This window comes from Pseudomonas sp. LBUM1672, from assembly GCF_059695655.1.
The window spans coordinates 5,334,593-5,354,055 of sequence record NZ_CP166781.1; the positions used below are offsets into that span (position 1 = coordinate 5,334,593).

At 59.2% G+C, this 19,463-nt stretch carries 21 protein-coding genes and 1 tRNA gene; 16 read left to right on the top strand and 6 right to left on the bottom strand.

Features of this window, described 5'->3' with window-relative positions; all coding sequences use genetic code 11:
- Positions 1-6 precede the first annotated feature (6 nt).
- From phrB to ACA053_RS24385, 8 genes are read left to right on the top strand one after another with little or no spacing between them, the layout of a single operon-like run.
- Positions 7-1,452 (top strand): deoxyribodipyrimidine photo-lyase, encoded by a 1,446-nt coding sequence (gene phrB, locus ACA053_RS24350; protein WP_497393888.1) that lies wholly within the window; start codon positions 7-9, stop codon positions 1,450-1,452.
- Entirely contained in the window at positions 1,445-1,867 is a 423-nt protein-coding gene (locus tag ACA053_RS24355) for a nuclear transport factor 2 family protein (RefSeq protein ID WP_109634785.1), read from the top strand. Before phrB ends, ACA053_RS24355 begins: the two co-directional genes overlap by 8 nt.
- The gene (locus tag ACA053_RS24360; protein WP_109634787.1) at positions 1,864-2,646 is read left to right on the top strand and encodes an SDR family NAD(P)-dependent oxidoreductase; all 783 of its coding nucleotides are present in this window, start codon (positions 1,864-1,866) and stop codon (positions 2,644-2,646) included. Before ACA053_RS24355 ends, ACA053_RS24360 begins: the two co-directional genes overlap by 4 nt.
- Positions 2,643-3,890 carry an NAD(P)/FAD-dependent oxidoreductase gene (locus ACA053_RS24365; protein WP_497393889.1) on the top strand — a complete coding sequence of 416 codons (1,248 nt, stop codon included), beginning with the start codon at positions 2,643-2,645 and terminating at the stop codon, positions 3,888-3,890. The genes ACA053_RS24360 and ACA053_RS24365 overlap by 4 nt, the downstream gene beginning before the upstream one ends.
- Entirely contained in the window at positions 3,887-4,702 is an 816-nt protein-coding gene (locus ACA053_RS24370; protein WP_109634791.1) for a DUF1365 domain-containing protein, read from the top strand. The genes ACA053_RS24365 and ACA053_RS24370 overlap by 4 nt, the downstream gene beginning before the upstream one ends.
- On the top strand, positions 4,689-5,960 hold the full coding sequence (locus ACA053_RS24375) for a class I SAM-dependent methyltransferase (RefSeq protein WP_497393890.1): 1,272 nt from the start codon (positions 4,689-4,691) through the stop codon (positions 5,958-5,960). The genes ACA053_RS24370 and ACA053_RS24375 overlap by 14 nt, the downstream gene beginning before the upstream one ends.
- On the top strand, positions 5,953-6,456 hold the full coding sequence (locus ACA053_RS24380; protein ID WP_497393891.1) for a DUF2878 domain-containing protein: 504 nt from the start codon (positions 5,953-5,955) through the stop codon (positions 6,454-6,456). The genes ACA053_RS24375 and ACA053_RS24380 overlap by 8 nt, the downstream gene beginning before the upstream one ends.
- Positions 6,457-6,509: 53 nt before the next feature.
- Positions 6,510-6,815, top strand: a complete 306-nt coding sequence (locus ACA053_RS24385) for a YkgJ family cysteine cluster protein (RefSeq protein WP_084320418.1) — start codon at positions 6,510-6,512, stop codon at positions 6,813-6,815.
- Positions 6,816-6,945: 130 nt separating this feature from the next.
- Here the strand turns inward: ACA053_RS24385 and ACA053_RS24390 are convergent, their stop codons facing one another.
- The 6 genes from ACA053_RS24390 to hemA form a co-directional block, all read right to left on the bottom strand.
- Positions 6,946-7,464 carry an acyloxyacyl hydrolase gene (locus ACA053_RS24390; protein WP_497393892.1) on the bottom strand — a complete coding sequence of 173 codons (519 nt, stop codon included), beginning with the start codon at positions 7,462-7,464 and terminating at the stop codon, positions 6,946-6,948.
- 115 nt (positions 7,465-7,579) lie between these two features.
- On the bottom strand, positions 7,580-8,371 hold the full coding sequence (gene murI, locus ACA053_RS24395) for a glutamate racemase (RefSeq protein WP_497393893.1): 792 nt from the start codon (positions 8,369-8,371) through the stop codon (positions 7,580-7,582).
- Positions 8,364-9,119, bottom strand: coding sequence for a molybdopterin-synthase adenylyltransferase MoeB (locus ACA053_RS24400; RefSeq protein ID WP_461955693.1), 756 nt, complete (start codon positions 9,117-9,119; stop codon positions 8,364-8,366). Before ACA053_RS24400 ends, murI begins: the two co-directional genes overlap by 8 nt.
- Positions 9,113-9,943 carry a peptide chain release factor N(5)-glutamine methyltransferase gene (gene prmC, locus ACA053_RS24405; protein WP_497313679.1) on the bottom strand — a complete coding sequence of 277 codons (831 nt, stop codon included), beginning with the start codon at positions 9,941-9,943 and terminating at the stop codon, positions 9,113-9,115. The genes ACA053_RS24400 and prmC overlap by 7 nt, the downstream gene beginning before the upstream one ends.
- Complete coding sequence (prfA, locus tag ACA053_RS24410) at positions 9,944-11,026, bottom strand: peptide chain release factor 1 (RefSeq protein WP_219094342.1); 1,083 nt, start codon at positions 11,024-11,026, stop codon at positions 9,944-9,946.
- A complete protein-coding gene (gene hemA / locus ACA053_RS24415) occupies positions 11,023-12,312 on the bottom strand; it encodes a glutamyl-tRNA reductase (RefSeq protein ID WP_046053450.1) in 1,290 nt (429 codons plus the stop codon). The genes prfA and hemA overlap by 4 nt, the downstream gene beginning before the upstream one ends.
- Before the next feature lie 182 nt (positions 12,313-12,494).
- Between hemA and ACA053_RS24420 the strand changes: the two genes are divergently transcribed.
- The 8 genes from ACA053_RS24420 (at position 12,495) to ychF (ending at position 19,415) form a co-directional block, all read left to right on the top strand.
- Positions 12,495-14,219, top strand: coding sequence for a tetratricopeptide repeat protein (locus ACA053_RS24420; RefSeq protein WP_109634805.1), 1,725 nt, complete (start codon positions 12,495-12,497; stop codon positions 14,217-14,219).
- Positions 14,220-14,223: 4 nt separating this feature from the next.
- On the top strand, positions 14,224-14,841 hold the full coding sequence (gene lolB, locus ACA053_RS24425) for a lipoprotein insertase outer membrane protein LolB (protein ID WP_109634806.1): 618 nt from the start codon (positions 14,224-14,226) through the stop codon (positions 14,839-14,841).
- A gap of 2 nt (positions 14,842-14,843) precedes the next feature.
- On the top strand, positions 14,844-15,695 hold the full coding sequence (gene ispE, locus ACA053_RS24430) for a 4-(cytidine 5'-diphospho)-2-C-methyl-D-erythritol kinase (protein WP_497318344.1): 852 nt from the start codon (positions 14,844-14,846) through the stop codon (positions 15,693-15,695).
- A gap of 36 nt (positions 15,696-15,731) precedes the next feature.
- Positions 15,732-15,806: transfer RNA gene (locus ACA053_RS24435), tRNA-Gln, on the top strand.
- A 46-nt stretch (positions 15,807-15,852) separates the two neighbouring features.
- Positions 15,853-16,794 carry a ribose-phosphate pyrophosphokinase gene (locus ACA053_RS24440; protein WP_003208392.1) on the top strand — a complete coding sequence of 314 codons (942 nt, stop codon included), beginning with the start codon at positions 15,853-15,855 and terminating at the stop codon, positions 16,792-16,794.
- A gap of 141 nt (positions 16,795-16,935) precedes the next feature.
- Positions 16,936-17,538 (top strand): 50S ribosomal protein L25/general stress protein Ctc, encoded by a 603-nt coding sequence (locus ACA053_RS24445; protein WP_109634809.1) that lies wholly within the window; start codon positions 16,936-16,938, stop codon positions 17,536-17,538.
- A gap of 169 nt (positions 17,539-17,707) precedes the next feature.
- Entirely contained in the window at positions 17,708-18,292 is a 585-nt protein-coding gene (pth, locus tag ACA053_RS24450) for an aminoacyl-tRNA hydrolase (RefSeq protein WP_046030136.1), read from the top strand.
- 22 nt (positions 18,293-18,314) lie between these two features.
- Positions 18,315-19,415, top strand: coding sequence for a redox-regulated ATPase YchF (gene ychF, locus ACA053_RS24455; RefSeq protein WP_046053455.1), 1,101 nt, complete (start codon positions 18,315-18,317; stop codon positions 19,413-19,415).
- Positions 19,416-19,463: the final 48 nt, after the last annotated feature.

Consider the following 19,463-nt stretch of genomic DNA (forward strand, 5'->3'; position numbering starts at 1 on the left):
ACCGCCATGCAATTGATCTGGCTGCGCAGCGACTTGCGCCTACACGACAACACCGCCCTCTCGGCTGCCGCAGCGCGCGGCCCGACGGTGGCGGTGTACCTGTTGAGCCCGCAGCAATGGCTGGAACACGATGACGCACCGTGCAAAGTGGATTTCTGGCTGCGCAACCTGCGTGAGCTGAGCCGCGCGCTGGGCGAATTGAACATTGCGCTGCTGGTCCGCCAGGCGCCTCGCTGGGATGAAGCGCCGAAGGTTCTGCTCGAACTGTGTCAGCAATTGAACGTTGAGGCGGTGCACGTCAACGAGGAATACGGGGTTCATGAAAGCCGTCGTGATGCGGCGGTAGCCGAAACGTTGAAGACCAACGGCATCGACTTCTTCAGTTACCTCGATCAGTTGCTGTTTAAACCCGGCACCGTGCTGACCAAGACTGGCACTTACTTCCAGGTCTTCAGCCAATTCCGCAAGGTCTGTTACGAACGCCTGCACCGATCACTGCCAGGTCAGGTAATCGCCCCCATGGCCCAGGCGCCCTTGGACATCAGCAGCGACACGATCCCGTCGAGCGTTGAAGGGTTCGAAACGCCCAGCGACAGCTTGCGCAAGCTCTGGCCAGCCGGTGAAGCCGAAGCCCGCCGCCGCCTCGACACCTTCGCCGACGCGCAAATCGACCACTACAAGAACGAGCGCGATTTCCCGGCCAAACCCGGCACCAGCCAGCTTTCGGCCTATCTCGCCGCCGGGGTGATTTCCCCTCGTCAGTGCTTGCACGCCGCCCTGCAAAGCAATCAAGGCGAGTTCGAAAGCGGCAAGGTGGGCGCGGTCACCTGGATCAACGAGCTGCTGTGGCGCGAGTTCTACAAACACATTCTGGTGGGTTACCCACGAGTCTCGCGTCACCGTGCCTTCCGCCCGGAAACCGAAGCCCTGGCCTGGCGCGACGCTCCGGAAGAACTGCTGGCCTGGCAGCAAGCCCGTACCGGCCTGCCAATCATCGACGCGGCCATGCGCCAATTGCTCGAGACCGGCTGGATGCACAACCGCTTGCGCATGGTGGTGGCGATGTTCCTGACCAAGAACCTGCTGATCGACTGGCGCGAAGGTGAGCGGTTCTTCATGCGCCACTTGATCGACGGTGACCTGGCGGCGAACAACGGTGGCTGGCAGTGGAGTGCGTCCACGGGCACTGATTCGGCCCCTTATTTCCGTATTTTCAATCCACTGAGTCAGTCGGAGAAATTCGACGCCGAAGGCGTGTTCATCAAGCACTGGTTGCCGGAACTGGCCGGGCTGAACAAGAAAGAAGTGCACAACCCGGCGAACCTCGAAGGCTTGTTCGGTGTTGCGGATTATCCATCGCCAATCGTCAATCTAATTAAATCCCGCGAACGTGCACTGGCTGCATTCAAGAACCTGCCCTCGCGACAACATGCCGGAGGCGCTCATGAGTGATTTCCTGGAGCATTTTGCCCGACAGTTCGCGCAGTTGGACAAAGACAATTTACAACGCCTCGGTGAGCTCTATGCCGACGATGTGCACTTCACTGATCCGCTGCACGACGTGCAAGGGCTCGGACAGTTGCGCAGCTACTTCGCCGAGCTCTACGCCAACGTCACCGAACTGCGTTTCGATTTTCGCGGCTTCGATCAGACCGGTGAAGGCGAAGGGTATCTGCGCTGGGTCATGAGTTACCGCCATCCACGCCTGAGCGGCGGCCAGTTGATTCACGTTGACGGCTGCTCGCACCTGCTCTGGCGCGACAAGGTTTATCGCCACCGGGATTATTTCGATGCCGGGGCACTGCTTTATGAGCACTTACCCGTATTGGGTCGGGCGATTTCGTGGCTGAAAAGGAGAATGGGATGAGCCTTACACCTCCACGGCGATACTGGCTGACGGGCGCCAGCAGTGGCATTGGCGCCTCGCTGGCCGAAGAAATTCTGAAAACCGGCGCTCACCTGGCCGTGAGTTCGCGCTCCATAGCGGTACTGAAAGTCTTGTCCCTGCGTTATCCCGGGCAAGTGCTGGTGGTGCCTGGCGATCTGACCGACAGTCAGACGGTGCGCGAAATCGGCGAACAAATCGCTCATGAATGGGGCTCTCTGGACACGGTCATCCTCAACGCCGGCACCTGCGAATACGTCGACGTTCAGCAGTTTGATGCGTCGATCGTCGAGCACGTGGTGCGCACCAATCTGCTCGCGAGCGCCTATTGCATCGAGGCCGCTTTGCCGCTGTTACGCAAGGGCACTGCGCCGCATCTGGTGGGCGTCGCCAGTTCAGTAACCTATTTGCCGTTGCCTCGGGCCGAAGCCTATGGCGCGTCGAAGGCCGGGCTGCGCTACCTGTTCGAATCCCTGCGCATTGACCTTGCGCCGGAAGGCATCGAAGTCACGGTGGTCAGCCCGGGGTTTGTAGAGACCCCGCTGACGGCGAAAAACGATTTCCCGATGCCGCTCAGTTGGCCAGTGGCCAAAGCCGCACGGCACATCTTCGCCAAGCTCAAGCACCGTCCACTGGAAATCGCCTTCCCGGGACTGTTTATGGCTGCGCTCTGGCCCCTGTCGAAAATGCCCGCATGCGTGAAACTGGCAATCGGCAAACGCATGGTGCGCAGCAGTCCACCGATCAAGGATGTGCCGTGAACATCGCCATTATCGGCAGCGGGATCTCGGGGCTGACCAGCGCCTACCTGCTCAATCGCAGGCATGAGATCACCCTGTTCGAGGCCAGCGACTGGATCGGCGGTCACACCCACACCGTGGACGTGACCGTCGATTATCAGCGCTACGCCGTGGACACCGGTTTCATTGTGTTCAACGACTGGACCTACCCGAATTTCATTCGCCTGCTGGGCCAGATCGGCGTCGCGTTCAAACCGACGCAAATGAGCTTTTCGGTGATGGACCCGGACACCGGGCTTGAGTACAACGGCAACACTCTCAACAGCCTGTTTGCTCAACGCCGCAACCTGTTGTCACCAGGGTTTTGGGGCATGTTGCGCGACATTCTGCGCTTCAACAAAGAGGCGCAGCGCGACCTCGCCGAGGGTCGGATTGCCGCCGACACCACGCTGGACGAGTATCTGAAAAACGGCCGCTATGGCGAACGCTTCATCCTCCATTACATCGTGCCGATGGGTGCGGCGATCTGGTCGATGTCCATGGCCGACATGCTCGGTTTCCCGCTGCAGTTTTTTGTCAGGTTTTTCAAGAATCATGGCCTGCTGTCCGTCAGCAATCGCCCGCAATGGCGGGTGATCGAAGGCGGCTCAAGTGCCTACATCGGGCCATTGACGGCGACCTTTAACGAGAAGATCCGTCTCGACTGCCCGGTGACCCGGGTCGAGCGCGATGAGGATGGCGTCGTTATCCACAGCGCCGCCGGCCGCGAGCGATTCGACAAAGTGGTGTTTGCCTGCCACAGCGATCAAGCCCTGAAACTCTTGGCCAAGCCGAGCGATGCCGAACACTCGATCCTCAGCGCCCTGCCCTACGCCGACAACGAAGTGGTGCTGCACACCGACACAAGGATGCTGCCCACACGAAAACTGGCCTGGGCCTGCTGGAACTATCGCCTCGGTGGCCCGGGCCACACGCAGGCCGCCGTCACCTATGACATGAATATCCTGCAAGGCATCCAGAGCGACACGACGTTCTGCGTCAGCCTCAACCAGAGCGCGGGCATCAGCCCGAGCAAAGTGCTCGGCAAATACACCTATGCCCATCCGCAATTCAGCCTGGCCGCCGTCGCCGCGCAAAACCGCTGGGAGGAACTGGACGGTGCGCAGCATTCTTACTATTGCGGCGCCTATTGGGCCAATGGTTTCCATGAAGACGGCGTGGTCAGCGCGTTGCGCGTTGCCCGCTCGTTTGGCGAAGTGTTGTGAACAGCGCCCTCTACAGCGGCTGGATCGCCCATCGGCGGTTCGCCCCAAAGCCTCACGCCTTCCGTTACCGGATCGGTCTGCTGTACCTGGACCTGGACGAACAGGACGCCGTGCTGGGTTTGTCGCCGCTCTCGGGCAGCAGTCGCTTCGCACCGTTCTCGTTTCGCGAGAGCGATTATCTCAAGGCCTATACCGGCAACGGCACGCGCCTGATTGAGGCGGTGCGCCAGCTGGTCAGCCAAGCCATCGGCCATGCGCCGCAAGGCTCGGTCTGCCTGCTGACTCAGGCGCGCAGTTGGGGCCTGTCGTTCAACCCGGTGAGTTTTTTCTACTGCCATGAGGCTGACGGGCAACTGGCGGCGATTCTTTGCGAAGTCACCAACACCCCTTGGCGCGAGCGTTATCACTATGTATTGCCGGCCAAGACCCCGACGAACCTGAGCGACTTCCATCAACATTTTGCTGTGGCAAAGGCGTTCCACGTCTCGCCGTTTTTGCCGCCGGATCTGGAGTACCGCATGAGTTTCAGCCCCGCCGCAAAAAAGCTCGGCGTGCACATGGCGGACTGGCAGGGCGAACTGAAATTGTTCGACGCCACGCTCAACCTCAAACGCGAAGCACTGGATCGCGCCAGCCTGCACCGTTACTTGCGGCGCTTTCCATGGATGACGGCGAAAACCTGCCTGGCGATCTATTGGCAGGCTCTGCGCTTGTTGTTCAAACGCGCACCGATCTTTGCTCATCAGGCTGCCGATGGCAGCTTCCAGACCGCCATGGTGCCTCCCAAGGATCGCCGTCATGAAATCCTCTAGTGCCTCGGCCAAAATCAATCTGCTCAGCACCAACGGCCTGACCGGGTCGTTGCTGCGCCGTGGCGTGCTGCGGCAACTGACGCACCTCAAGCATGGGCAACTGGTGGTCATCGAAAACGGTGAACGGCTGGTCTTCGGCACCGCCGGCAGTCCATTGATCGGTGAGATCCATATCCTCGACGCGGCGGCGTGGGGACTGGTGGCGGGCAACGGGTCGATCGGCGCTGGCGAAGCGTATATCCATGGTTATTGGAGTTCGCCGGACCTGACCGCGGTGGTTCGCGTGTTTGTCAGCAACCTTGAAGTGCTGGATGCGCTGGAAGGCGGCCTGGCGAAACTCGGCCGGCCCTTCGTCCAAGGGCTGCACTGGCTCAATCGCAACACGCGCAAAGGCTCGCAGAAAAACATCGCCGCCCACTACGACCTGGGCAACGACCTGTTCGAACAGTTTCTCGATCCCACCATGATGTATTCCGCCGCGCAGTTCCTGACGGATGAAGACAGCCTGGAACAGGCGCAGTTGAACAAGCTGGAGCGGATCTGCCAGAAACTCGCGTTGAAGCCCAGCGATCACTTGCTGGAAATCGGCACCGGCTGGGGCAGCATGGCGCTTTACGCAGCGCAGCATTACGGCTGCAAGGTCACCACCACCACGCTTTCAAAAGAGCAGTACGCCTTCACTGCACAACGCATCGAAGCCCTCGGCCTGCAAGAACAGGTCACGCTGCTGCTCAAGGATTACCGCGACCTCACCGGGCAGTACGACAAACTGGTGTCGATCGAGATGATCGAAGCGGTCGGCCATCGCTTCCTGCCGGTCTATTTCAAGCAGTGCGCGCAGTTGCTCAAAAGCAACGGCTTGATGCTGTTGCAGGCGATCACTATCCGTGAACAGCGCTACGAACAGGCCAAGGGCAGTGTCGATTTCATTCAGCGTTACATTTTCCCTGGCGGCGCCCTGCCCTGTGTGCAGAAGATGCTGGAAGTCATCAGCCGCGACACCGACATGAATTTGCTGCACATGGAGGATTTCGGCCTGCACTACGCCCGGACCCTGCGCGTGTGGCATGAGAATTTTCGCCGCGCCCAGGGCCGTTTGATCGAGTTGGGCTACGACGATTATTTCCTGCGCTTGTGGGAATTCTATCTGTGCTACTGCGAAGGGGGATTTCTGGAACGCACCATCGGCACCGCGCAATTGCTGCTGGCCAAACCGTCGGCGATGCCTGCGCCGCTGCTGGGCCGCTTCGATGCTTGAGCGGGTGGCCAATGCCGCGTTGTTTCAGCTCGGCTGGTTTGCCTGTGTGCTGGGCGGCAACAGCCTGTGGTTGTTAGTGGCGCTGGCGGCGCTGGTGATTCATCTGCTGTGGATAAGTCGCTGGGCTGATGAGGGCCGACTGATCCTCAGCGTTGTGTTGTTGGGCACCACCGTCGACAGCACATTGCGCTGGTTGGGGGTGTTCGACTTCGCCGATGTCGCGCCCTTGATTCCGCTGTGGTTGATGCTGTTGTGGGCGTTACTGGCAACGACCTTGCGCCACTGCCTGCAATGGACCGCAAACCCCTGGTGGCTCGGCAGCCTGCTGGGCGCCGTGGGTGGACCAGTGTCCTATTTCGCCGGTGGGCAACTGGCGGACGTGCAGTTCCCCTATGGTCAGGTGCCCACGCTGGTGGGCCTCGGGCTGCTCTGGGCCTTGCTGTTTCCCGCACTGCATTTCATGGCGCAACGGCTGGCGGCGGACACTCGCAGCTAAGCGTCCGTCAGGCCTTTCACACAGCATCGGCCCACTGCCTTACACTGCGCGGCATGAAAACCATTCCCCACACGCAAATCGCCGAGCCGGCCGTCACATGCTCGACCTGTGCAGCCTGCTGCTGCCAGCTCGAAGTCATGCTGATCACCGACACGGGCGTGCCCGAACGATTTATCGATACCGATGATTGGGGCGGGGAAGTCATGCTGCGCCTGGATGACGGCTGGTGCGCTGCGCTGGATCGCAACAGCATGATGTGCACCATCTACGAAAAACGCCCGCTGATCTGCCGGGAATTCGAGATGGGCGCACCGGAATGCATCGATGAGCGCCAAGGGATAACCACGGCGTATCGCTGAAAGTCAGGCCATTGAAGATCTATTGTGAGAGCGGGCTTGCTCGCGAAAGCGGTTTAACATTCAACATTGATGTTGACTGACAGTCCGCTTTCGCGAGCAAGCCCGCTCCCACATTTGACCGAGTCCAGCCTTACAACGGCATCGTGTAGTGCAGCGCGTAGCTTTCTACACCGTTGTTCGGGCTACTGAGCCCGGCATTGGAATAGTGCGTCGCACGAATCCCGACTTCATGCCCGCCCGCAAAGCGCAGGCCAAAGCCGAACCGGTCTTCGAACTGAAAGGCACTGCCGAGTTGATTGTTTTCGACTTCAGTATTGGCGAACACCGCGACGCCAACGCCCAACTCCACGTAGGGCTTGACGGTCTGGCCGGAAAATTCGTAAACCAGCACCGGCGAGAACGACAGGCTGTGGTTGCTGGAGGACTCGTCGCCGTCCCAGTAGGTGTAGGCGCCGCTCCAGTAACCGGTCAAACGACCGACATCACTCTGCAACCAGCTCTTGTCCCAATCGAATTGCATGCCCAGTCGATAGGTCATGGACGACTCGCTGGTCTGGCCGACCGCGAACTCCACGCCTGCTGCCTGTGCGGTAAAACTGTTCCCCATCAGTGCGGCCGCAATCGCGGCCAAGCAGAATAGTCGCTTCATTAGAAACATCCTTTTCCGAACGATTTCGTAAGGTTTTTTTTGTTGCTCACCGCTATAGAAGTCGACGTTTAATCAGAAGTTCACCCCAATTATTCGTTTGCCCCAGGATTTTTGTTTACCCCTTGAAGCTTTGCACAACGCCGGCGGTATTCCACAGGATCGGCAAGATATTTCTGAAGTGCTCCGGATCGGCACTCGTCCAGAACTGCGCAGCACGTGCAGGTCCTTCGGCGAGCAATTCACGCTCGGCCAACAATCGCTGAAGTTGCCGCGCCACAGCGGCGCCGGTATCAATCAAGCTGATGTCATCGGGGATCATCTGCTTAAGCAATGGCTTTAGGAAGGGATAATGCGTGCAGCCCAGAATTATTGTGTCGCACCCGGCGCCGAGCAGCGGTCCGACGTACCCGGCCAGCAAATGACGCAATGCCTCACTGTGCAGATCGCCATTTTCAATCAGCTCCACCAGGCCGGGGCACGGCTGAGTGATGACTCGAACGTCCGTGGCGAATCGATCGAGCAAGGCGGCGAACTTGGCGCTCTGCAACGTGCCGGTGGTGGCGAGCACACCGACCACACCGCTGCGGGTCGCGGCAGCGGCCGGTTTGACCGCTGGCTCCATGCCGACGATGGGCCACTGGGGATAATCGCGTCGCAAGTCTGCAACGCCAGCGACGGTCGCCGTGTTGCACGCCAGCACCAGGGCCTTCGCGCCCTGCTGCTGGAAGAATTCGGCCATCACGCTGCAACGCTGCTGGATGAATGCCGGGGTTTTCTCGCCATAAGGAATGTTGCCGCAATCGGCGACGTACAGCAGAGACTCGTTGGGCAGCAAGCGCTGGATCTCGGCCAATACCGAAAGCCCGCCGACGCCGGAGTCGAACACGCCGATCGGCGCTTCACGCATGTTTCGAACCACAGACGCTGCAGCCCGGATCACGCTTGACCCGTAGTTCACGGAAGCGCGAGCCCAAGGCATCGATCAACAACAGGCGCCCCACCAGTGGTTCGCCGAAACCCACCAGCAATTTCAGGGCTTCCAGCGCCTGGAGACTGCCCACCAACCCAACCAGTGGACCGACGACGCCGGCTTCACTGCAGGTCAACTCGGCTTCGCTGCCGTGACCGTATAAACAGTGGTAACACGGGCTTTCCGGGCGGCGCGGGTCGAACACCGACAATTGCCCTTCAAGACGAATAGCCGCGCCGCTGACCAGCGGTTTGCCCGCGGCAACGCAGGCCGCATTGACCGCTTCGCGGGTCGAGAAATTGTCGGAGCAGTCCAGCACCAGGTCCACCGCAGCCACGGCGGCGGCCAGGGAGTCTTCGTCCAGCGCGGTGCGATGGGCGATCAATTGGATCTCGGGATTGATTGCGCTCAAACGGCGGATCGCAGAATCGACTTTGCTCAGGCCAACGCTGTCGGTGTCGTGAACAATCTGGCGTTGCAGGTTGGTCAGGTCGACCGTGTCGAAGTCCGCCAAATGCAACTCACCGACACCGGCTGCTGCCAGATACAACGCGACCGGTGAGCCAAGACCGCCGAGGCCGACGATCAATACGCGGCTTTCTTTCAGTCGCAGCTGGCCGTCGATGTCGACGTGTTGCAACAGAATCTGCCGGCTATAGCGCAACAATTCCTGATCATTCAGCACGGCAGGCGCCCCAGGCTGATACGTTCGTGACCGCCCAGATCGGTGCGGCTGTGGACTTCTTCAAAGCCGCGGGTCAGCAGCAAATCACGTACGGCCACGGCTTGATCGTAACCGTGTTCGAGCATCAGCCAGCCACCCGCCTCCAGATAATCCGGCGCCTGGGCGACGATCAGACGCAAATCGTCGAGCCCGTCGACACCGGCGACCAAGGCGCTGGCCGGTTCAAAGCGCACATCACCTTCCACCAGATGCGGATCGGCGGAAGCGATGTAAGGCGGGTTGCTGATGATCAATTGAAAACGCTGACCTTCCAGGGCGCTGAACCAGTGGCTGCTCAGCACGATGGCGTTGTTCAGGTGCAGGCGCTGACGATTGCGCTCGGCCAGCGCCACGGCTTCGAGCACGCGATCCACGGCGGTCACTTTCCACGCCGGACGTTCGCTGGCCAGAGCCAAGGCAATGGCGCCGCTGCCGGTGCCGAGATCCAGGACCTTGGCCGGTGTCGCAGGCAATAATTCCAGCGCGGCTTCCACCAGCAATTCGGTATCCGGGCGCGGGATCAGCGTGTGCGGCGCGACTTCCAGATCAAGCTTCCAGAACCCTTGCTGCCCCAGAATGTAGGCCACTGGCTCACCGCCACGACGACGTTGCAGGAATTCAGCAAATTTCAGCGCCGCTTCGCTCGGCACGATGCGTTCCGGCCAGGTGTGCAGAAAGCTGCGGGACTTGCCCAAGGCCGCGGCCAGCAACAATTCGGCATCCAGCCGCGCCGTGGGCGAATCGGGCAAATCGGCGGCGCGCAACAAACTGGCAATGATCGTCATTTACTCACCTATCGCTGCCAATTGATCGGCCTGGAACTCGGCCAGTAACGGTTCGATCACCGCTTCGACGCCACCCGCGAGGATTTCGTCGAGGGAATACAGCGTCAAGTTGACCCGGTGATCGGTCACCCGGCCCTGAGCAAAGTTGTAGGTGCGGATGCGCTCGGAGCGATCACCCGACCCGACCAGCAACTTACGCTCGCTGGCGATCGCATTGGCGGCGGCGCTGGTCTGCTGATCGTTGAGTTTGGCCGACAGCCAGGACATCGCCCGGGCGCGGTTCTTGTGCTGGGAACGTTCTTCCTGGCACTCGACGACGATACCGGACGGCAAGTGCGTGATGCGGATCGCCGAGTCGGTCTTGTTGACGTGCTGGCCGCCGGCACCGGAGGAACGATAGGTATCGACCCGCAGATCCGCCGGGTTGATCTCGATCGTTTCCTGCTCATCCGGCTCGGGCAACACGGCCACGGTGCAGGCCGAGGTGTGGATTCGCCCTTGGGACTCTGTGGCCGGAACCCGTTGCACGCGGTGCGCGCCAGATTCGAATTTCAGTTTGCCGTAGACGTTTTCGCCTTCAACCCGGGCGATGACTTCTTTATAGCCTCCGTGCTCGCCGATGTTCTCGGAGAGGATTTCCACCCGCCAGCCGCGACGCTCGGCGTAACGCGAATACATGCGGAACAGGTCGCCGGAGAAAATCGCCGCCTCGTCACCGCCGGTGCCGGCACGGATTTCGAGAAACACGTTGCGCCCGTCATTCGGGTCCTTGGGCAGCAGCATGCGCTGCAGGCTGGCTTCGATGTCGATCAGTTGCTCTTTGGCTTCGCGAACTTCTTCCACGGCCATTTCACGCATGTCCGGGTCGCTGTCCTTGAGCAGTGCCTGGGCGCCTTCGAGGTCGCCTTGCACTTTGAGCAGCTGTTTATAGGTGGCGACAATCGGTTCGACTTCCGCGTATTCCTTGGAATAGGTGCGGAACTTGTTCTGATCGGAAATGACTTCGCCATCGCCAAGCAAGGCGGTCAATTCCTCGAAACGGTCCTGGAGGATGTCCAGCTTATTGAGCAGTGACGCTTTCATTGCGGTTTCTTATCCGAAAAGCTATCCGATGAGCCCTCATTCAGGGCAAAGAGTTCCTGGGCCATGGCCAGCGCATCGAGGCGGCCTTCGGCAGAGAGCTTTTTCAACTGCACGCTCGGGGCGTGCAAGAGTTTGTTGGTCAGGCCTCGTGCCAATTGCACCAGCACGTCTTCGGCGCTGCTGCCGTTGGCCAGCATGCGCTGGGCCTTCTGCAATTCTTCGTCGCGCATGCGCTCGCTTTGTTGGCGATAGGCCTTGAGCACATCCACCGCCGCCAGCTCACGCAAGCGGACCATGAAATCTTCGGCACCGACCGAGACCATCTCTTCGGCCGCCTGGGCTGCGCCCTGCCGGCTCTTGAGGTTCTCGGCGACCACTTCGTGGAGATCATCGACGCTGTAGAGGTAAACGTCGTCCAACTCGCCGACTTCTGGCTCGATATCGCGCGGTACGGCGATGTCTACCATGAAGATCGGTTTGTGCTTGCGCAGTTTCAAGGCGCTTTCCACGGCGCCTTTGCCCAGGATCGGCAACTGGCTGGCAGTGGAACTGATCACGATGTCGCTGCGCACCAGCTCGGCCGGGATGTCCGAGAGCAAAACGGCATGGGCGCCAAACTGCTCGGCCAGGATGCTCGCGCGTTCCAGGGTCCGGTTGGCGACCACGATACGCTTCACACCCAGTTCATGCAGATGACGGGCGACCAGGGTGATGGTCTCGCCGGCACCAATCAGCAAAGCCTGGCTGCGTTGCAAGTCACTGAAAATCTGTTTCGCCAGGCTGACCGCGGCAAACGCCACGGACACCGGGTTCTCGCCGATGGCCGTGTCGGTGCGCACCTGCTTGGCGGCATTGAACGTCGCTTGAAACAAGCGCCCGAGCAACGGACCGATGGTGCCGGCCTCACGCGCTACGGCGTAGGCCGATTTCATCTGGCCGAGAATCTGCGGTTCGCCCAACACCAGCGAATCGAGCCCGGAAGCGACCCGCATCATGTGACGAACTGCCGCATCATCTTCGTGCACATAAGCGCTCGCGCGCAGCTCTTCGAGGCTCAAATGGTGATAATCGGCCAGCCAGCGCAAGATGATGTCAGCCGAAAGGTGATCCTGTTCTATATACAGTTCACTGCGATTGCAGGTGGAAAGGATCGCAGCTTCGCGGCTGTCGGTGAGTCGGCAGAGCTGCTGCAAGGCCTCCACCAGCTGCTCAGGGGTAAAGGCCACGCGCTCGCGGACGTCTACTGAAGCAGTCTTGTGGTTGATACCGAGTGCAAGGAAGGCCATTCAAGGTCGCTGATGGTGACGTGAAGCCGGCAATTGTCCTACTTCGACAGAGCCAGAACAACTACCGCTGACTATTGTCCCAATGACCTGCCTCTATAAAGGCATCCATCGAGACTCGGTTATGTTTGGCCGAAGGCTTGTGTCATGATGATCCGACCGCAGGTTAGTCGTCCTCTCTCTATATGAATAGATCTTCCGCGTTGCTCCTCGCTTTTGTCTTCCTCAGCGGCTGCCAGGTCTTGGCACCCGTTTCGTCGGACGGTACGCCGCCGGTCGAAGACAGCACTCCGGCCCCTGAAAAGCCCAAGGTTTACAGCTCATTCAGCGAAGAAACCGTCTTCAGCCTGTTGAGCGCCGAACTGGCTGGCCAGCGCAATCGTTTCGACATTGCCCTGGACAACTACGTGACCCAGGCGATCAATACCCAGGATCCGGGCATCTCCGAGCGGGCTTTCCGCATCGCCGAGTACCTGGGCGCCGATCAGGCTGCCCTGGACACCGCTTTGATCTGGGCGAAAAACGCCCCGGACGATCTTGAGGCGCAACGAGCGGCTGCCGTGCAACTGGCGCGCGCCGGGCGCTATGACGACTCCATGGTCTATATGGAGAAAGTCCTGCTCGGCAAGGGCGACACGCATTTCGACTTCCTGGCTCTGTCCGCGTCCGATACCGACCAGGACACGCGCAACGGCCTGATGAAAAGTTTTGACCGTTTATTGCAGCGCCACCCAAACAACAGCCAGTTGATTTTCGGCAAGGCCTTGCTGCTGCAACAGGACGGTGACGCCAAAGGCGCACTGGCGTTGCTGGAGGACAATCCGCCGGACGAAGGCGAAATTGCTCCGATTCTGCTGCGCGCGCGCCTGCTGCAAGTGCTCAACCGGGGCGACGAAGCCTTGCCGCTGCTGCAAAAAAGCATCAAGAAATACCCGGACGACAAACGCCTGCGCCTGACCTATGCACGCATGCTGGTTGAACAGGACCGCATGGACGACGCCAAAGTCGAGTTCTCCAGCCTGGTTCAGCAATACCCGGAAGACGACGAACTGCGTTACTCCCTGGCGCTGGTGTGCCTGGAAGCCAAGGCCTGGGACGAGGCCAAGGGTTACCTGGAAGACTTGATCGCCCGGGAAAGTCACGTCGATTCGGCGCACCTGAACCTCGGCCGCATCGCTGAAGAGCGCAACGATCCACAAGGCGCGCTGATCGAGTACGCTCAGGTCGGCCCCGGCAATGACTATCTGCCCGCGCAACTGCGCCAGACCGACATTCTGATCAACAACGGCAAGACCGCCGAAGCCCAGCGCCGTCTGGCAACCGAACGCGACGAGCAACCCGATTACGCGATCCAGTTGTACCTGATCGAAGCCGAGACCTTGTCTGCCAACAAGCAGCCCGACAAGGCCTGGCAGGTTCTGCAAACCGCGCTGCAAAAGTACCCGGACGATCTGAACCTGCTTTACACCCGCGCGATGCAGGCGGAAAAACGCAATGACCTGGCGCAGATGGAAAAAGACCTGCGCCTGATCATCAAGCGCGACCCGGACAATGCAATGGCGTTGAACGCCCTCGGCTACACCCTGTCCGACCGTACGACGCGCTACGTCGAAGCCAAGGCCCTGATCGAACAAGCGCACCAGATCAACCCGGAAGACCCGGCGGTCCTCGACAGCCTCGGCTGGGTGCACTTCCGCCTGGGCAACCTCGATGAAGCCGAGCGCTACCTGCGTCAGGCCCTGGAGCGTTTTCCCGATCAGGAAGTCGCCGCTCACCTGGGCGAAGTCCTCTGGGCTAACGGCAAGCAAAGCGAAGCCAGGCAAATCTGGAGCAAGTTCCTCAAGGAACAACCCGACAGCCCCATCCTGCGCAGCACCATCAAGCGCCTGACCGGATCAGAGACTCTTTAAGATTATGTTTTTGCGCCACCTTATTGTTTTCAGCTTCATCGCCCTGCTCGCCGGTTGCGCGGGCTTCGGCGCTCGCGAATCGGTCCAGGGCCAAGGCAACCCGGCCCAATGGCGCGATTACAAACAACAGCTGACCAGCCTTGATGGTTGGCAGATCAACGGCAAGATCGGTATCCGCGCGCCCAAAGATTCGGGCAGCGGTACGCTGTTCTGGCTACAGCGACAGGACTACTACGACATCCGCCTCTCCGGCCCACTGGGTCGCGGCGCGGCTCGCTTGACGGGTCACCCTGGCAAAGTCTCGCTTGAAGTGGCCAATCAGGGCCGCTATGACGCCACGACACCGGAAGCGTTGGTCGAAGAACAGCTCGGCTGGAAGTTACCCGTTTCCAACCTGGCCTGGTGGGTTCGCGGGCTCCCGGCGCCGGACAGCAAAAGTCGCCTGACCCTGGATGCCGACAGCCGCCTGGCCAATCTCGAACAGGATGGCTGGCAGGTCGAATACCTGAGTTATGCCGAGCAAAACGGTTATTGGTTGCCCGAGCGGATCAAACTGCACGGCACAGACCTTGATATCACGCTGGTGATCAAGGAATGGCAACCACGCAAACTGGGGCAGTGAACATGACCGCTCCTCGCTTGACGCTACCCTCCCCGGCCAAACTCAATCTGATGCTGCACATCCTTGGTCGCCGTGAAGACGGTTATCACGAATTGCAGACGATTTTTCAGTTTCTCGATTACGGCGATGAAATCACCTTCGCCGTACGCGACGATGGTGTGATTCGGTTGCACACCGAATTCGACGGTGTTCCTCACGACAGCAATCTGATCGTCAAAGCCGCGAAAAAACTTCAGGAGCAATCCGGTTGTTCGCTCGGCATCGACATCTGGATCGAAAAAATTCTGCCCATGGGCGGTGGCATCGGTGGCGGCAGTTCAAATGCCGCGACGACTTTGCTGGGCCTCAATCATCTCTGGCAACTGGGTTGGGATGAGGATCGCCTGGCTGCGCTAGGCCTGACGCTGGGCGCCGACGTCCCGGTTTTCGTGCGTGGACACGCCGCTTTTGCCGAGGGCGTAGGGGAAAAACTCACCCCTGTAGACCCCGAAGAACCGTGGTATGTCGTGCTGGTGCCGCAAGTCTCTGTAAGTACAGCAGAAATTTTTTCAGATCCGTTGTTGACACGTAACTCTTCTCCCATTAAAGTGCGCCCCGTTCCCAAGGGAAACAGTCGAAATGACTGCTTACCGGTGGTAGCAAGGCGTTATCCAGATGTACGTAACGCTTTGAATTTGTTAGGTAAATTTACCGAAGCAAAACTCACCGGAACTGGAAGTTGTGTGTTTGGGGGCTTCCCAAGCAAAGCTGAAGCTGATAAAGTCTCGGCCCTTCTTACAGAGACCCTTACAGGGTTTGTAGCAAAAGGAAGCAACGTTTCGATGTTGCATCGCAAGCTGCAAAATCTGCTCTAAAGGAATCGATTACTGGGTAATCGTTGCAACAGATACAGGGGCGTCGCCAAGCGGTAAGGCAGCAGGTTTTGATCCTGCCATGCGTTGGTTCGAATCCAGCCGCCCCTGCCATTTTCCTATACTCATCCAGGTTACCCTCAGCCTTCAGGTACTGCGCGTGTCCAAGATGATGGTCTTTACGGGGAACGCTAACCCCGATCTGGCTCGGCGTGTTGTACGTCAGCTGCATATCCCTCTCGGTGACATCTCTGTCGGTAAGTTCTCCGACGGCGAAATTACTGCCGAGATCAATGAAAACGTCCGCGGTAAAGATGTCTTCATTATTCAGCCGACTTGCGCTCCGACCAACGATAACCTGATGGAACTGGTAGTGATGGCTGATGCCTTCCGCCGCTCCTCGGCTACTCGTATCACTGCTGTTATTCCTTACTTTGGTTATGCCCGTCAGGATCGCCGTCCGCGTTCCGCACGTGTGGCTATCAGCGCGAAAGTCGTTGCTGACATGCTTACCGTAGTCGGCATCGACCGTGTTCTCACGGTTGATCTGCATGCTGACCAAATCCAGGGTTTCTTCGATATTCCGGTAGATAACATCTACGGCTCCCCGGTATTGGTGGATGACATTGAAGATCAGCGCTTCGAAAACCTGATGATCGTGTCCCCGGACATTGGCGGCGTCGTGCGTGCACGTGCTGTTGCCAAATCCCTGGGCGTTGATCTCGGGATCATCGACAAACGCCGTGAGAAAGCCAATCACTCTGAAGTGATGCATATCATCGGTGATGTCGAAGGGCGTACCTGTATTCTGGTCGATGACATGGTCGATACCGCCGGCACTCTGTGCCACGCGGCCAAGGCCCTGAAAGAGCATGGCGCTGCCAAGGTTTTCGCCTACTGCACACACCCTGTGCTGTCCGGTCGGGCGATCGAAAACATTGAAAATTCCATGCTGGACGAACTGGTGGTGACTAACACCATCCCGTTGTCCGCTGCAGCTCAAGCCTGCTCGCGTATCCGTCAACTGGATATCGCGCCGGTAGTTGCCGAGGCGGTCCGCCGCATCAGCAATGAAGAATCGATCAGCGCGATGTTCCGTTAAGGGCCCTGCCCTTCTCGACTGTCTCGTTGACGAAAAGCGCCCCGCCCCGGCATTCCTGTCGGGGCGGGGCTTTTTTGCCCATATCGCCTTTAGCGCTGGTCGCAACCGCTGGGGCGAATGTGGTTATTTTGGAGATACAACATGAACGATTTTACTCTGAATGCTGAAGTGCGTTCCGACCTGGGGAAAGGTGCGAGCCGCCGCCTGCGTCGTCTCGCAAGCCTGGTTCCAGCTGTAGTTTACGGTGGCGAAAAAGCCCCTGAATCCATCAGCATGCTGGCTAAAGAAGTTGCCAAACTGCTCGAAAACGAAGCGGCTTACAGCCACATCATCGAGCTGAACGTTGGCGGCACCAAGCAAAACGTAATCATCAAAGCTCTGCAGCGTCACCCGGCCAAAGGCCACGTGTTGCACGCCGACTTCGTACGCGTTGTAGCTGGCCAGAAACTGACCGCTATCGTGCCTGTACACTTTGTTGGTGAAGAAGCTCCGATCAAGAAAGGCGGCGAAGTTTCGCACGTTGTTTCGGAAATCGAAGTGACCTGCCTGCCGAAGGACCTGCCTGAGTTCATCGAAGTCGACCTGGCTAACGCCGAAATCGGTTCGATCATTCACCTGTCCGACCTCAAAGCCCCTAAAGGCGTTGAGTTTGTTGCTCTGGCACACGGCGATGACAAGGCTGTTGCCAACGTCCACGCTCCACGTGTTGCTCCAGAAGCTACCGAAGAAGGCGAAGCAGAGTAATTTCACTCTGTTTGCCGGAGTGACTGGAAACATCGCGGACTAGAGCGTAGCGAGAAAGCGGGCGAGAACGCGGAGTTTACATAATGGTAAATGAGCACTTGTCGTCCACTTTCGCCGCACACACTGATTGCGGCGATGTTATCCACCACTCCAAGGAAGGGCCCCTATCGTGACTGCCATCAAACTGATCGTTGGCCTGGGAAATCCAGGCGCTGAATACGAACAGACCCGGCATAACGCAGGGGCCCTTTTTGTTGAGCGCATCGCGAACGCACAGGGCGTAAACCTTGTGGCGGATCGCAAATATTTCGGCCTGACCGGTCGCTATTCGCACCAGGGTCAGGATGTTCGTCTGCTGATTCCCACCACGTACATGAACCGCAGCGGCCAGGCCGTCGCGGCACTCGCCGGTTTCTTCCGCATCAAGCCTGAAGAAATCCTCGTGGCGCATGACGAACTCGACCTGCCACCGGGCGTTGCCAAACTCAAACAGGGCGGCGGTCACGGCGGTCACAACGGGTTGCGCGACATCATTGCGCAACTGGGCAATCAGAATACCTTTCATCGCTTGCGGCTTGGCATTGGCCACCCGGGCGTTGCCAGTATGGTTTCAAATTTCGTCCTGGGTCGTGCGCCACGCGCCGAACAGGAAAAACTCGATGCCAGCATCGACTTTGCCCTCGGCGTGCTGCCGGATATCCTCGCCGGGGAATGGAACCGCGCGATGAAAAACCTGCACAGCCAGAAGGCCTGACTCTTATCCGAGGGGAAACACCATGGGATTCAATTGCGGCATCGTCGGCCTGCCTAACGTCGGCAAGTCCACCCTGTTCAACGCCCTGACCAAATCCGGGATCGCGGCCGAGAACTTCCCCTTCTGCACCATCGAGCCGAACACCGGTATCGTGCCGATGCCGGATTCGCGTCTGGAAGCCCTGGCGGCCATCGTCAATCCAAAGCGCATCCTGCCGACCACCATGGAGTTCGTCGACATCGCGGGCCTGGTCGCCGGCGCCTCGAAAGGTGAAGGCCTGGGCAACAAATTCCTCGCCAACATCCGCGAGACCGATGCCATCGCCCACGTGGTCCGCTGCTTCGAAGACGAGAACGTGATTCACGTCTCCAACAGCGTCGACCCGAAACGCGACATCGAAATCATCGACCTGGAACTGATCTTCGCCGACCTCGACAGCTGTGAGAAGCAACTGCAGAAAGTCGCGCGTAACGCCAAGGGTGGCGACAAGGACGCCGTGGTCCAAAAAGGCCTGCTGGAGCAACTGATCGCTCACTTCACCCTCGGCAAGCCAGCGCGCACCCTGATGAAGACCATGGGCGCCGACGATAAAGCGGTGATTCGTGGTTTCCACCTGCTGACCACCAAGCCGGTCATGTACATCGCCAACGTCGCTGAAGACGGTTTCGAGAACAACCCGCTGCTGGACATCGTCAAAGCCATCGCCGAAGAAGAAGGCGCCATGGTGGTTCCGGTCTGCAACAAGATCGAAGCCGAAATCGCCGAGCTTGAAGACGGCGAAGAAAAAGACATGTTCCTCGAAGCCCTGGGCCTGGAAGAACCTGGCCTGAACCGCGTGATCCGCGCCGGCTACGAAATGCTGCACTTGCAGACCTACTTCACCGCCGGTGTCGAAGAGGTCCGCGCCTGGACCGTCCGCGTCGGTGCCACCGCACCACAAGCCGCTGGCGTGATCCACACCGACTTCGAAAAAGGCTTCATCCGCGCCGAAGTCATCGCCTACGACGACTTCATCCAGTACAAGGGCGAAGCCGGCACCAAAGAAGCCGGTAAATGGCGTCTGGAAGGCAAGGACTACATCGTTAAAGACGGCGACGTGATGCACTTCCGTTTCAACGTCTAAGTTTTCAAGACGAAACAGCCGCACAAGAAAAAGCCGCGTTTGATACGC